We start from the raw sequence: 13,194 nt of genomic DNA, 5'->3' as shown, positions 1-13,194 counted from the left end.
TGGGAGGGGGGGCGGAGACAATCACGGTGGTCTGGTTTTCCAGGACCTTTTCGATCCCGGCCGTCAGGGTGCGCCGATCCCCCGGCAGGGCTGTGTTGTGTGGCTCTGCGATGAAAGGCATTGGCCTCTCGTGTCGCATCCACAGGAAGACTGACGTAGTGGTACAGGGTGGGGCTTCGTCATGGGGAGCCTCGACGGGCACCTGGTGGCACCTGGGTCGATTTCAGCAACAACGACGGGGCGCCAGTCCGAGTTCGTCCCGAGCCTCATACGGGCATGTTGGGATGGTGCCTCCGCAGTAGAGGCGAAGCTCCTGGAAGCACCCGAGCTGCTGGCTGTGGGACTACAGGGTGGAGTCGTGGAGGGCGAGGGTACGCCGCCTTGAACCAGGTCCTGTTCGATACGAGGCACGCTGCACGGAGGGCAGATCATCGGCCGCTTGGTCACCCGAGCCGCTGACTCCGAGACCGCGGAGGGCGAGGCCCGCCTCGGCGCGGACGGAAGCATCTAAACGGTGACTCTGCCGATGCCGTTGTGAACGCGACAGAGTGCCGTGCCTGTTGCGCATGGGTCACTACACAGCTCTCCCCCGCCGGGACATCAAGCTTGCGTCGGCGCCCTGACTGTTCGACCTGGGAGATCTTCCGTGGGGAAGGCCGAGACGCTTGCGGACTTCCGCCCGTAACGGTTCCGTCAGCGACGCCAGCCCGGGACGTGACGGTCACCAGGCGACCAGCGGATCGAACGTACCGTTTCGACTTCACCAGTCCGGCTCGTCAAACTGCTCGCTGCACGCTGATGAGCCCCGCGCCCCGCGCACTATGTTCGCGTACGCCGACTGCGTGTGCAGCCCACCTGATCAACCTCAGCCGGTACAGCCGTCCAGTCTGTCTGTCGCTGTCTGGCTGCCTCTGGTGATTACGGCGTAATCACCAGAGGCAGCCAGACAGCGACAGAGCTTGGTCCCATCTCAGTGAAGGTGAACTACGCCAAGGGCTGGCTCCGCTCTGTGTCGTGTTCGGCAGCGAACTCGTCGAGGAGCTCGAACAGCACCTTTATGACGGGCTGTTCGTCCCCAGGGAGAGGCCCCAGGCGTCGTCCCAGCCGTTCGGGAAGGCGATGTGGAGACCTGCCCGGGCCAGGCGTGGCTGCAGTCGCTTCCGCGACGGGCGACGACCCAGTCGGGCCACCCGGTGAGCCCGCGGCCCCATGCCTTAGAAGGTCGTTTGGGACTGATGTTCGCAGGCGGCAAAGGCATATGAGGCTGCAGGCCAGGCGGCCGCTCGGCGTTGGCTGCTGAACGGACGCTGCAGAGGGCGGGGACCGTTCCTATCTATGGGCGGGACATCGTGTAGTCGCGGATTCGCGAGACTCGGCCGCAGTCGTGGGTGATGAACCACACGTAGGCGAGTCTGAGAGGTTCGTCGCTTCCGACGCGGGTGCCGGTCCCGGTGAACTCGACGATCAGTACGTCGTCACTCACGTGCGCGCGAAGATCTTCGAAGGCGGTGAACCGGGCGACCGTGGGCAGCAAGGCCGCGTACTCGGCAATCGCTGCTCTCCCGACCAATTCGGGCGGGCGTCCCGCCGGTGCGAGCGGAACCTCGTGGATCGCGTCGTCCGCGTACATCGAGAGAAAGCCGGCACTGTCGCCGCAGCGCAGTGCTTCCAGCGCTTTGGTGAACCAGTCCGGAATGGGTGTGGTGCTCACTTGCTCTCCAGTCGGCCGATCGGGTAGAGGCGGGCGAACGCGGCCGTCGCCGCCGGCCACGCCGTGGAGTCGGAAGTGAGGGCGTCGTGCAGGAACGCCCAGCTCATCCGCTGGATCACGGCTACGCGTTCCGGGTCCTCGTCGGTGGTCTCGACGGTGTCATAGCCGGTGACACCGCCAAGCATGTGCTCGCCCCCGCGCAGGGTGAGCAGTGCCTTCGGTCCGGGTGCCTGGTGGTAGGCGTCGGCGTGGTAGGACGGTCCGCGGTCGGTGAGTTCGGGCGAGTCGTCCCGGTCGCCGACAATGACGAGCGTGGGTGTCGTCATCTCTTCGAACCCGGCCGTCCGTAGTGCGGTGTACTGCTTTGCCAGGTCCGTGAGGTGATCGCCCCCGGCTCCTGTCGATGCGAGGAGGACGCCCGCCTTGACCCGGTCGTCGAATGCGCGGACGGTCTCGCCGTCCTCCACCACGTGTGCGCCGAGGAGCATGCTCGCCGTCTGGCCGCCCATCGAGTGCCCGGCGACCGCGACCCTGCCGGTGTCGACGCGCCCGGCCAGCCCCGGTACGGCGGCCTCGATGAGGTCGAAGTAGTCCAGGACGGCCTTGAGGTCCAGCACGCGCGACTCCCAGTACGCGCGGGCGTCGGGCGCGATCCGCGGCAGTCCCAGGGACCTCGAGCTGAGGTGGGTGGGCTGCACGACCACGAATCCGTGGGCCGCCCAGAAGTCCGACAGCGGAGCAAGTCCGCGGTTGGAGGAGATGTAGTTCGTGGACCCTCCGCCGTGGGAGAGCAGCACGACCGGCAGACGTTCTCCCGAGGCGGGTGCGGAGATGCGCACCCGTAGCGGGGCAGGGCGATCGGGCGCCGGGAGCACGACCGGGCTCACCGACAGGAAGGGCGTCGAGCTGGCAACCGGGATCGTGCCTGCCCCGCCGAGGAGCGCGTCGGCGCTGTCCCAGAGGTCGTCGTGCGTGGTGGTGTCGTCAGTCATCTGCTGTCCCGTCCTCGACTAAATGGAATCGGATTCCGATTGATGTCTCCGCTACTATACGGAATCAGGTTCCGATTAGCGAAGGGGGTGCCCATGAACAGCGAGAAGGGCGAGGTGCCGCAGGCGCCCCTTCGTGCGGACGCCCGCCGGAACGTCGAGGCGCTCATCGAGGGCGCCCGCACCGTGTTCGCCCGCGACGGCATCGACGCGCACGTCAAGGACATAGCCACGGAGGCGGGAGTTGGCGTCGCGACCCTGTATCGCCACTTCCCCAAGCGCACCGATCTCGTACTCGCGGTGCTGCAGCACGACGTCGACGAGTGCGTCGCAACTGCCCAGGAGCTCGCCGCCGCGTACCCGCCGATGGGCGCCCTCACCCTGTGGCTTGACCGTTACTGCGCGTTCGTCCTCACCAAACACGGTCTCGCAGCGGCGCTGCATTCCGGCGAGGCGACCTTTGCCGGACTCGGCGCACAACTGCTGGAACGGCTGGAGCCGGCACTCGATGAGTTGCTGCAGACTGCGCGAGCCGCCGGTGTGGCGGGGGATGGGGTGAGCGCGATGGATCTCCTCCGGGCGGTTGCACACCTGTGCACGCCCGGCCCCTCGCACATCGACTACACCCGGCGCATGATCACGCTGTTGCTCACCGGACTGCGCCAGGACCGGGCGGCACAATGCGACAACTGATCCTTCAACGCGTTGAGTCGTGGTCTCGCGCTACCTTGATCGGCAGGATGTCCGAATTGCCATCTGATCTTGTTCCTGACGACCTGTGGGAGCGGGTTGCTCCGCTGCTGCCGTCTGCTCCCGAGCGACGCCACCGCTGCCCCCGGACGGTTGCGTGTTGCGGACCGGGCGGCACTCGCGGGCATCCTGTACGTGCTGCGGACCCGTGTCGCCTGGCGTGATGTCCCCGCGGAGACGGTGGGCTTGTCGGGGGTAACGGCCTGGCGCCGACTGCGGGACTGGACTGAGGTCGGTGTACGGCCTCGCCTGCACGCTGCCCTGTTCGGCGAGTTGTGCCGCAACGACCTCTTGGGCCTGGACGACTGCGCCGTGGACGGCTCGCACGTCCGGGCCCTCAAAGGGGGGATCACGTCGGCCCCTCGCCCGTCGACCGGGCGTGCCCCGGCTCGAAACACCATGTGAGCGTCGACCGTCACGGGACCCCGCTCGCCATCACGCTCACCGGCGGCAACCGGCATGACGCCACCCAGCTTCTGCCGCGGCTGGACGCGGTCCCACCGATCCGGGGCCTGCGGGGACGCCCCAGCCGCAAGCCGCGGCGCCTGTACGCCGATCGGGGCTACGACTTCGACAAGTACCGCCGCCTCCTGTGGAAGTGCGGCGTCAAGCCGTTGATCGCCCGACGCGGTGTCGCCCACGGCTCAGGACTGGGCGAGGTGCGTTGGGTGGTCGAGCGCGCCTTCGCCTGATTGCATCAGTTCAAGCGACCCCGCATCCGCGACGGCCGACGCGCTGATCTCCCCATGGGCCTGCTCGAGCTGGCCTGCGGCCTCATATGCCTCCGCCGCTTGCGAACCTCATTCTGAAACGATCAGTTAGAGCACGCTGGTCATAGCCGGTCAGGAACGCGGTCAGCAGGTGGAACGAGGTCTTGCCGGCGAGGATGCCGGGACGATGACCGACGCAGGCGAAGTACTGACGATCAGTCACCTCTGCTAGAGGCTGCACACGTCCGTACCCTTCAAAGAACCCCCGCCAGCGACTTGAAAGGCTCCTGCTGAGGTGGATTCACATTCTGTGAATCCACCTCGATAAGGCAGACTGCGATGTATGCCTCGCCCAGCTCGACGCTCCCCCGCGCCCACAAAACCCCTGGTCAAGACGCCTGTCCGTATTGGCTTCATCGATACCGTTGCCGCTGTCGGACGCCTGCGGCAGCATCATGAAGGCGCAGAAGACAGCGACATCCATCGCATGCCAGCCGATGATGAGTTGTACGGAGCCCTGCTGTATCTGGAAACGCACGCCGGAGCACTGAGGAACATCGATGCGCGGCGAGACTCTGCAATCGAACGGGTCCGTCTGTGGGAGTACCTGCGGGAGCAGGCAGATGTGAGGCAATCCAGAGCAATCGAGGATGCGCGGACAGCCGGGGTTGAATGGGCTGAGTTGGCTCCAGCGCTGGCAGTGAATGCGTCCAGTGCGGCCTACAACAAGGCGATGCGGCTGCGAGCCGCCGCGTTGGTCAACCCTGCGGATCCGAGCCTGCCGGTGCGAAGGACGCCCGAAGCGGTGATGCTCGCGGAGCGGCAGGTGGCCAGCAAGGCGGCCGCCGACCGGCGAGCCGAGGAACTAGCCGCTCGCCGCCATGACCTTCTGGCACCAGTGGCGCGCCGACTCCTGGAGCATCGCGCAGAGCTGGATGACGACGATGACGTTGAATTCTGGCTCGACCAAGTCGAGGCGGTACTCCCCCACTGTGAGACGCCCACGCAATTTGTCAGCTTGGGCATCTACATCAAGGCCGTAGTGCGGGAACTGCTGAAGGCGGGTCCGGTTGTACAGAGCGCACGTCGGTTGAGTGAAGGCGCCCAGGCGGCCGTGGATGCTGCTGCAGCGATTGTTGCCGAGGCTTGAGAGGTCGTCTCTCTGAGCGTAAGGACCCGCGTCAGCCACGAATTCCCACCGACGGATCTGCTGTCGACGATCACTTTGCCACCGTTGACGGAGTGTCAGCGTCATCGAAGCCACCTCGTTGCTTGCATCTGCCCTCTTGGTAGCTCGCACGACAGCATCGCTCGTCTCTGCCGAGGCAGATGGCCAGCGGACAGTCGGCCGAAGCAACTCGCCGGGCGGGAGAGTGGGAGACGACCCGGCGCTCTTGCATGAGGGGAGTCGATGACGATGGGTGAGGGTGGGCGCGGTGAAAGGGTGCTGACCCCGTCTGTCGAGGAGGCACGTGGATGGGCCGAGTGATTACGGCGTAATCAGCTGCGGCCACTTCACCGCGCGCACGGATTGCGAACGATGGCAACCGCCCTCGTTTTCCTGCCAAGCGGGTCCGGGAACCCACGGTGAGCTGATCATCGTGGGACGAGGACCCGAGGCACAGGGATAGAGCCTCGATGGCTGACTGATTACGGCGTAATCACTTGAGGCGGCCCAGAAGCAACGTTCGACGACGTTGAGACCTCGGTAGAACTTCTGGTGGAACCGGGGGAGAGCGACGGCCCGATGGTCCGGCCGCTCCGGGGCTGGCCGAGCCCACGGTTCGTCCGGCTCGCAGCCCATCCTGCGCGGCGGCTACTTATGGGCTGGTCTCTTCCGACGGGCGCCGGCTGCGTGCTGGTGAGTCCGGCACATCGTGGGGTCGACATTCACCTCGACGTGATCAGCTCAGCAGCACCGGCCCTGACCTGCCGTCTGGTGAGCACAGCCGCCCAGATGCACTCCACCGGCAGACCCCGCCCACGGAATACCGTTTCGCGCCCCCCAGTGGATCCCGCCTATCAGTCCCCTCCGACATGCCGACATTTGCCGCCCTCGACGACGGGTTACGCCGAAGTCAGCACTGCCCATTGTTGATCTTTGCTCCGCAGTCTGGTCAATGTGGTCCGCTGGGATTCGTAGAGGCACCGCGAGCCGCTGGTCGGTTGTGAAGGGACCGCCTGGTAGCTGTTGCGGCCGAGACGAATCTGGGTCATCAGTCCATCTCGGGATCAGCGGAGTCGCCATCATCTCGTTTGTCCCGTCAGACGACCCCTCCGCGATTCGTGGCGGGTGATGATGGGCGCGGATGGTGGCGGAGGCGCTGGGTATCGGCCCGGCGACCCCTGCGGTGCTCCAGTCCGGTCCCATCCCGACCTCTCCGCTGCGGGCCGTGGAGAATGACCGTTGTTGATGATGACGCGGCAGACCCCCGACTGCGGTCGCTCGGTCAACGCTCGCTGTATGCGCGGAGCTAGGGATTTTGCTTCCCGTCGGTACACGACAGCAGGCGAACCCACCACGCTTCCCAACCATCTCGGATGCCGCAAGGGCTCTGGCAGGGTGATTACGCCGTAATCACTCAAGCAGCGGTGGCTGTTCAGTGGAGCGGCGTCGAACGCGGCGGCCCGCGGCTGCTGTTGTCCTCCCGGCTTTCGACAGCCAGGGGCATCGCGGCCTGGCCAGCAGCGATCAGGACTCGTGGAGCACGGGTGATTACGCCGTAATCACCCAGACGGTGCCCTGAAGACCCGCAACTTGTACTAACTAACGTGTCGATGATGTAGATGATCAAGAGCGTTAGTATGGTGTCCTCATGAGTTCGCCAGTCACCTCCAGCGACCGGGAAAAGGTCGTCTCCAAGCTGCCGGGATGGCTCCGGCAAAACCTCAAGATCAGAGCGGCCCAGCACGGCATCGAGATCCAAGTCGCCGTGGAGGAAGGCATCAGAGACTGGTGCAACCTGGCCTCCACGTGCGCCACGATCGACACCGCTGCCGCTGACTCGTTCTCCACCTTCCTGCCGCCCGGACAGTGGGAGCAGTTCCGGCAGATTGCCACGGACCGACGTGTCTCGCTCATTCAGGGCCTGGCGCAGTCCGTCCAGCTGTGGCTGGACACCAATCCAGCCCCGGATGTCGAACGCCCCGCGATCACCCGGCGCATCATCGTGTGCAATCAGAAGGGTGGCGTCGGCAAGACCGCCATCACTGCTGGCCTGGGCGAGGCGCTCGCGGAGGACCCCAACACCCTCCACCCGGCGCGTGTCGCCAAGGCTCTCGCCAAGGCTGTGCGTGCAAGCGAAGCGCACGACGGCGAGGACGGTCTGGACAGCGATCCACTGGACATCGAGAATCTGCCGGGACTTGGCCAGAGAGTGCTGCTAGTCGACTTCGACCCGCAGTGCCACCTCACCAACCAACTAGGTGGCACTCCTGCACCGATGGGTGGCGACAGCCTCACCAACCACATGGCAGGTGATCCCAAGGGCGACCTGCGCGACCTCATCATCTCTATCGACGATGAGGCATTTGACGGCCGTCTCCACCTCCTGCCCGCTTGCAATGACGCCTTCCTGCTCGATGTGCGCCTGTCAGCGGTACGAGCCCGGGAAGCCGCTCTTGAGCGGGCGCTTGCTCCCCTCGAGGCCGAGTACGACGTCATCATCGTCGACTGCCCCCCCAGTCTTGGCTTGAGCATGGACGCCGCCGCTTACTACGGTCGTCGACGCGACAGCGAGAAGCCCGGCCAGTCCGGAGCTCTCATCGTCGTCCAAGCAGAAGACAGCTCCGCCGACGCCTATGAGTTGCTCACCACGCAGATCGATGATCTGCGCGGTGACCTCAAAGTCGATATCGACTACCTCGGCATCGTCGTCAACCTCTACGACTCTCGCCGCGGATACATCGCCACCTCCTCACTGCAGGGCTGGGTGGACATAAAGGATCCGAGGGTCGTGGGACTCATCGGAGACCTCAAGGAACAGAAGGAAGCCGTCCGGGTGAAGAAACCCCTGCTGTCGTACGCCCCGAAATCTCAGCAGGCCGTTGGCATGCGCGCCCTGGCAAGGGAGGTCTCGTGAGCAAGGCCGACCAGCTCGGCGCAGGTCGTTTCGGCGGGGGAGTGCGCCCGGTCAGTGCGCGGCGCCAAGCAGTCGCCGCGGCCACGGGCGTTCCGACCGAGGGGATCGCCCCACCCACTGAACTTCCCGTGCACCGGATCAGCCTCAATCCGGACAACCCCCGCACTAGCCTCGGAGACTTGACCGACCTTGCGGGCAGCCTGAAAACCCACGGGCAGAAGCAGGCGATCACGGTCATGAACCGTGACGCCTACCTCAAGGCGAATCCGGGGCAAGAGGCCGATCTGGAACCGGACACCACCCACGTCGTAGTGGACGGCAGCAGCCGGCTTGCTGCTGCTCGAGAAGGCGGCCTCGCCACCATCAAGGTGATGGTCAGTGATGAACAGGGGTCCACTCCCGAAGAGCTTCTTGAGTCCGCCCTTGTGGCCAACATCCACCGGCAGGATCTTGAAGAACTGGATGAGGCGCGCGCTCTCCAGCGCCTCCTGGACATTCACGGCAGTCAGCGAGCTCTCGCCAAGCACCTACACCGCTCACAGGGATGGGTCTCACAGCGGCTCGCCTTGCTCAACCTGACCCCTGAACTCCAAGCCCGCATCGGCAAGGAGCCCATCGATCTATTGCGAGCTGTCGGCAACAAGCCTGCTGACCAGCAGCAAGCCGCGCTGGAGGAACTCAAGGCCGAGCGCGCGCGGAAAGATGAGGAGGCCCGAGCTCGGCCGAAAGCGCAACCGGCGTCCACCGCGGTCGAGGCCACCACTCAAACCCGGCAGGAGAGTGATTACGGCGTAATCACTCCCTCCGCTGAGGGACCTGGCGCCGTCGGCGCCGACGAGGCGGAGAACGCAGACGGCAGCGCAGCCGCAGAGGAAAGCTCCGCAACACCGGAGCTTTCCTCTGAGCCTGAGCTATCGCCTGACCCTGAGCCTCCGTCTGAGCTTTCGCTTGAGCCTGAGCCTCCGTCTGAGCCTGAGCTTCCGTCAGAGCCGGCAGCCGCTGCAGAGCAGGACCTGTCTGCCGGTCAAGCGGGCAGCGCCGCGCCGTCCGTTCCCGCGCAGGCTGTACAAGACGGCGGTACTGCGCAAGCGGCGGACCGTCCGCCCAAAAAGTTTCCCTACGACGACGGACATTTCGCAGCGCAACTACTGATCCACAAGATGCCGCCGGACGAGTTCAACAGGATGTTGGACCAGCTGATCAAGCACCGGGACAGTCAGCAGGCGGTCACTACCTGATCGCACCGGTTGGCAGACGGTTCCTCGTCTGCTTACCACTGTCTTCCTGTTGTGGTCTCCGGACAACAACAGGAAGACAGGCTGAGGCCGAGCCGGCAGTGGAGTGATGACCGGCCGGCCAAGCCGCCACTCGCGATCAGTCCGAGCCACGCCGAGCAGAGGCTGGTGGAGCCAGATTCGGATCGTGGCAGCGGGCAGCGGCACGATCGGCCCGTCGTGCCAAGACACGAGCAGGACAAGCCAAGACACGCCCAGGACAAGAAGCCACGCCCAGCCGACTCGCACTCCGCGCTACTCGGGACGACGTGCCGCCGCCCTACCGATCCTGTTCAGGTCGTTTTCGATATCAGCCAGCAGTGATGAAGCCGCTCCAGGTGCCTCTTTCAACGCTCTGCGGACTACTGGCTTGCTCAGAGCCTGTGCGGCTTCACGCAGCAGAGCCTGTGCCTTCGCCAGCCGCTCCAGATCGGTGGAGCCTCCACCAGCGTCTCCGGCATCACTTCGGCGCCCTTGTGGCTCCCCAATTGGGGAGTCGCGCAGCGAGACATCTGTCTGGACGCCGTCGCCCTCGCCATCAGTGATGACCGGTTGCTCCGGCCGCGAAGCCGGTGACACTGCATCACGTGGGGGAGTGAGCATCTCTCGCACCAGTGCGTCGATCTGGGCGCGGTTCAAGTCTCTGGAGAGGGGGAGGAGCTGACGTGCGACGCGCGCCAGGAGCCTTGCCGTGACCCGTTTGTCCGAGCGGGCCACAGCATCGTAGACCGCGACGGCGGCCTCATCGCCGGCCGTCCGCTTGATGTCGGTCAGCTCTCGCACCTGCGACTCCCGAGGACGATGTCCCAGCTGACTGAGCGACTCCCCGATTCGCCATCCGTCCATCAGGCGGTAGACCTGAGACTCAGAGATCTCCCAATTCGTCCACACGAACTCGGCGAAGTTGGCGAAGCCCTCGTTGCGGTGCAGGTTGCCGACAGCCATGGTTTCCAGACTCTTGCCGGCCACCCAGAACGCGTTGTGGAGATTGTTCATGCCTGCTTTACAGGCTTCAAGAGTCTCTCGTTCCAGCTCGCTCAGATCTCCGTCGCCAGCTGGCGGGCGAGGCGATGGGATGGACTCCAGAGTTGTGCCGACCGGAGCCTTCACCACAACAGAAGCCTCTTGGAGCACAGCGGGCAGCTCACCCTTCAGCAAGCCCTGCCCCATGGGTTCCTGAGTCGGGTCGTCGTCGAACACTCCGGCCATCACGTGGCAGCCTTCCTGCAAAGCTCATCAATCTCGGAGTTGAGTCGATCCATCTCAGCGGCCAACGGCTGGATCGACTGCGGAACCACATCCGCACGCGCCGCCCGGCCGGCGGCCACGTCGTAGCTTTTCGCACTGGTCGGCAGGAGGGCCGCGTACTCGCTGAAGGTCAGCCCCTTCCTCCGGGCGTTGACCGCAGGCATCTCGCGGTACCCAACTACGCGTGCTGCCATCGGCGTACTGGGCCCGAGTTCCTTCATGATCTCGGCACGTACTTCACTGTGCAGTTGGGTGGCGCTTGGATTCGAGCCGTAAAGGCAAGCACCGACGACTTGGAGCTGAGGGTTCAACTGTTTGCGTACAAGCTTGTAGTTGCGGGCGATACGCCGCATTCCGCGAATCGATGCGTCGTCGGAACGTGTAGGCACGAAGAGCCAACGACATGCGGCCAAAGCAAGCTGTTCAAGGCTGTCCTGCTCAGGGGCACTGTCGAAGACGATCTGGTCATACCAGGCTGCGAGAGGAGCAAGAGCGCGAGCCAGTGACGAGACGACGCCGATGCCCTCGACCGGCAGACGGGCGGTCAGCAGCGCAAGGAGCTCACCAACAGCTTCTCCGCCGGGGACGACGTCGAGATTGGGTCGGACTTCACGCACGGGCACCAGGGGAGTGCGCTCTTGGATCGCGCGGAAAAGACCCTGCCCGTTCAGTACTGATGGGCCTTCAGGACGGATGCCTCGCCCGAACCGCTCGATGCCCAAGTCGTCGTCATCCTGGCCCGTGACACAGACGAGCAAGGTTCGCTCTCCGCGGGCGGCATGCCAAGCAGCTTTGTGAGCGGCAATGGTGCTCTTGCCCACTCCACCCTTGCCTGTGCCGATCATGACGGCATTCGGAGGGGGTTCGACGAAATCCTTCGTATCGCTCAGCACCGGAAGTGGCCTCCTCTTGCGATACCTCACGCACCGGGATGAGGTGCAGCCATCAGGCATCCTGCCCCAACGGGACCTGTGAAACGGCAGGCTATGGCGGCACTCCCCAATTGGGGAGTAGTCAGGGCGCCTCCGCGGCTGTCGCGGGCGTGCGGTGAGCACCATCACACGGAATCACCTGTAGCAAACCACAGTGAAACAGACGCGGACGGGGCTGCCTGCTCGCCTCACCGGTCTACGTGCCGGACGATCAGCGACATTATGGTGTTTTCTCCCAAAGCCGCGCGGCACGTCCCGCAGGCCACTCCTCAACCGATGGCGTCGGCGGGGGAGATTCGCAGGGTCCCGGCCAGAAGCCACTGGAGAACCGGCTGCGCCTGCAAGGGGTTCTCTACGTGCTCTACGTGGATCGGCGTTCTAGGCTGCGGTCGTCCCGTTGAACGGCGGATGGAGCACTACGGTGTCACTCGGCGCGGTTCCGGTCCACTGGTCGCCGGAATCGCCGCAGCAGTCCAGACGGCCGGAGGCGGGCCGCAAGTTGTCCCACTGACGAAAACACGCTGGGGCGTCGACGGGGGGTAAGGGGAGCCGGGTGCCACGAGGGTTCCCCCCTCAAGATGATCATGTGGATGTCGTACGGCTGATTACGCTCTGTATCCGGCTTCTTCATGCGGGTGGCCAACCTTCAGAGGGGCAGCTGATCATCAAGCAGTGGAAGACTCCGGTCGGCTCTGTCGCGCATCGATGTGCTTCCAGTACGTGAACGCGGCGGGACGCACGCCACCCTGAGTGAGTTCGTTGTGCGAGTTCTTCTGGGCCGGCGAAGGGACGCGTGGCTCCTTCGCGGGGAGTGCCGAGCGGACGAATCGCGCACCGGTGTCGGAATCCTGATCTGCGGCACGGGCCAGGATCTTCGCCACATCGCTGTCATCTGCGGGCACCGCGCGGTCGACGGTGCCAGCTGAGGGGCATCCGGCCGAGAGCATGTCACTTTCGGTGCCGTTCACCGTTCCGTTGGCCGCGGCACTGACGAGACCGTCGTAGCGCTGCTGTCTGGCGTCATCGGTGGAGTTCAGCAGGCCGCCGCGGGTGGCGTGCATCGGCTGTACGGTCACGGTGTCTCCGTGGGACTCGCATGGGTGGACGTCCACGGAGGCCGGAGACAACTGGGAGGCGACGGAGGGCAGTGCGCTTGCGAGGCCGGCGACGGTGGCCAAGGCCAAGACCGGGAAGACGATGTACCGATGGAAGGTCATGACGCACCAAGTAAGAGTGGGATAGAACGTTCGGTCTACCGACATTAGATAAGGGTTCCTCGGCAACTGTCAAGACTGAACGTTCTACCGTTTGGTAATATGGAGCGTATGAGTCGGAGTACGGAAGGTGGCGTTGTGTCTGAGGCGCGGACGCGGCTGCTGAACACGGCAACCCAGATCTTCTATGCCGAGGGGATCCATTCCGTCGGTATCGACCGGATCGTGGCAGAGGCGCAGGTGACCCGGGCCACGTTGTACCGGCACTTCGCGAGCAAGGAAGA

At 64.9% G+C, this 13,194-nt stretch carries 10 protein-coding genes and 1 pseudogene; 6 read left to right on the top strand and 5 right to left on the bottom strand.

The features are described from left to right. Window positions 1-1,333 precede the first annotated feature (1,333 nt). On the bottom strand, window positions 1,334-1,711 hold the full coding sequence (locus H293_RS0145440) for a nuclear transport factor 2 family protein (protein WP_020124406.1): 378 nt from the start codon (window positions 1,709-1,711) through the stop codon (window positions 1,334-1,336). After that, entirely contained in the window at window positions 1,708-2,703 is a 996-nt protein-coding gene (locus tag H293_RS0145435) for an alpha/beta hydrolase family protein (protein WP_020124405.1), read from the bottom strand. Before H293_RS0145435 ends, H293_RS0145440 begins: the two co-directional genes overlap by 4 nt. A gap of 93 nt (window positions 2,704-2,796) precedes the next feature. On the opposite strand from H293_RS0145435, the gene H293_RS0145430 reads away from it, so the two are divergent. The 5 genes and pseudogenes from H293_RS0145430 (at window position 2,797) to H293_RS0145405 (ending at window position 9,480) form a co-directional block, all read left to right on the top strand. Beyond that, the gene (locus H293_RS0145430) at window positions 2,797-3,393 is read left to right on the top strand and encodes a TetR/AcrR family transcriptional regulator (protein WP_020124404.1); all 597 of its coding nucleotides are present in this window, start codon (window positions 2,797-2,799) and stop codon (window positions 3,391-3,393) included. A gap of 56 nt (window positions 3,394-3,449) precedes the next feature. Next, window positions 3,450-4,259: pseudogene (locus H293_RS56305) on the top strand (IS5 family transposase). Between the two features lie 244 nt (window positions 4,260-4,503). Beyond that, a complete protein-coding gene (locus H293_RS56300) occupies window positions 4,504-5,310 on the top strand; it encodes a hypothetical protein (RefSeq protein WP_259294708.1) in 807 nt (268 codons plus the stop codon). Between the two features lie 1,666 nt (window positions 5,311-6,976). After that, a complete protein-coding gene (locus tag H293_RS0145410; protein ID WP_020124401.1) occupies window positions 6,977-8,242 on the top strand; it encodes a ParA family protein in 1,266 nt (421 codons plus the stop codon). After that, window positions 8,239-9,480, top strand: a complete 1,242-nt coding sequence (locus H293_RS0145405; protein WP_033416620.1) for a ParB/RepB/Spo0J family partition protein — start codon at window positions 8,239-8,241, stop codon at window positions 9,478-9,480. The genes H293_RS0145410 and H293_RS0145405 overlap by 4 nt, the downstream gene beginning before the upstream one ends. A gap of 291 nt (window positions 9,481-9,771) precedes the next feature. Here the strand turns inward: H293_RS0145405 and H293_RS0145400 are convergent, their stop codons facing one another. The 3 genes from H293_RS0145400 to H293_RS0145390 form a co-directional block, all read right to left on the bottom strand. Then, window positions 9,772-10,725 carry a hypothetical protein gene (locus H293_RS0145400; protein WP_033416622.1) on the bottom strand — a complete coding sequence of 318 codons (954 nt, stop codon included), beginning with the start codon at window positions 10,723-10,725 and terminating at the stop codon, window positions 9,772-9,774. Next, a complete protein-coding gene (locus H293_RS56295) occupies window positions 10,725-11,657 on the bottom strand; it encodes a ParA family protein (protein WP_158694556.1) in 933 nt (310 codons plus the stop codon). Before H293_RS56295 ends, H293_RS0145400 begins: the two co-directional genes overlap by 1 nt. 704 nt (window positions 11,658-12,361) lie before the next feature. Then, a complete protein-coding gene (locus tag H293_RS0145390; protein ID WP_158694555.1) occupies window positions 12,362-12,772 on the bottom strand; it encodes a hypothetical protein in 411 nt (136 codons plus the stop codon). 249 nt (window positions 12,773-13,021) lie between these two features. On the opposite strand from H293_RS0145390, the gene H293_RS51760 reads away from it, so the two are divergent. Next, window positions 13,022-13,194 (top strand): TetR/AcrR family transcriptional regulator (locus tag H293_RS51760; RefSeq protein WP_158694554.1); only part of this gene is annotated, 173 nt, incomplete at its 3' end.

The sequence above is a fragment of the Streptomyces canus 299MFChir4.1 genome (genome assembly GCF_000383615.1).
GTDB lineage: Bacteria > Actinomycetota > Actinomycetes > Streptomycetales > Streptomycetaceae > Streptomyces > Streptomyces canus_C.
Note: the sequence above shows the minus strand (reverse complement) of the source record. Positions and strands in the feature narration are given on the sequence as shown.

Coding starts and splice junctions, on each gene's coding strand:
- H293_RS0145400 (WP_033416622.1), bottom strand. CDS start 10,725: ATGGCCGGAGTGTTCGACGACGACCCGACTCAGGAACCCATGGGGCAG.
- H293_RS56300 (WP_259294708.1), top strand. CDS start 4,504: ATGCCTCGCCCAGCTCGACGCTCCCCCGCGCCCACAAAACCCCTGGTC.
- H293_RS0145430 (WP_020124404.1), top strand. CDS start 2,797: ATGAACAGCGAGAAGGGCGAGGTGCCGCAGGCGCCCCTTCGTGCGGAC.
- H293_RS0145435 (WP_020124405.1), bottom strand. CDS start 2,703: ATGACTGACGACACCACCACGCACGACGACCTCTGGGACAGCGCCGAC.
- H293_RS0145410 (WP_020124401.1), top strand. CDS start 6,977: ATGAGTTCGCCAGTCACCTCCAGCGACCGGGAAAAGGTCGTCTCCAAG.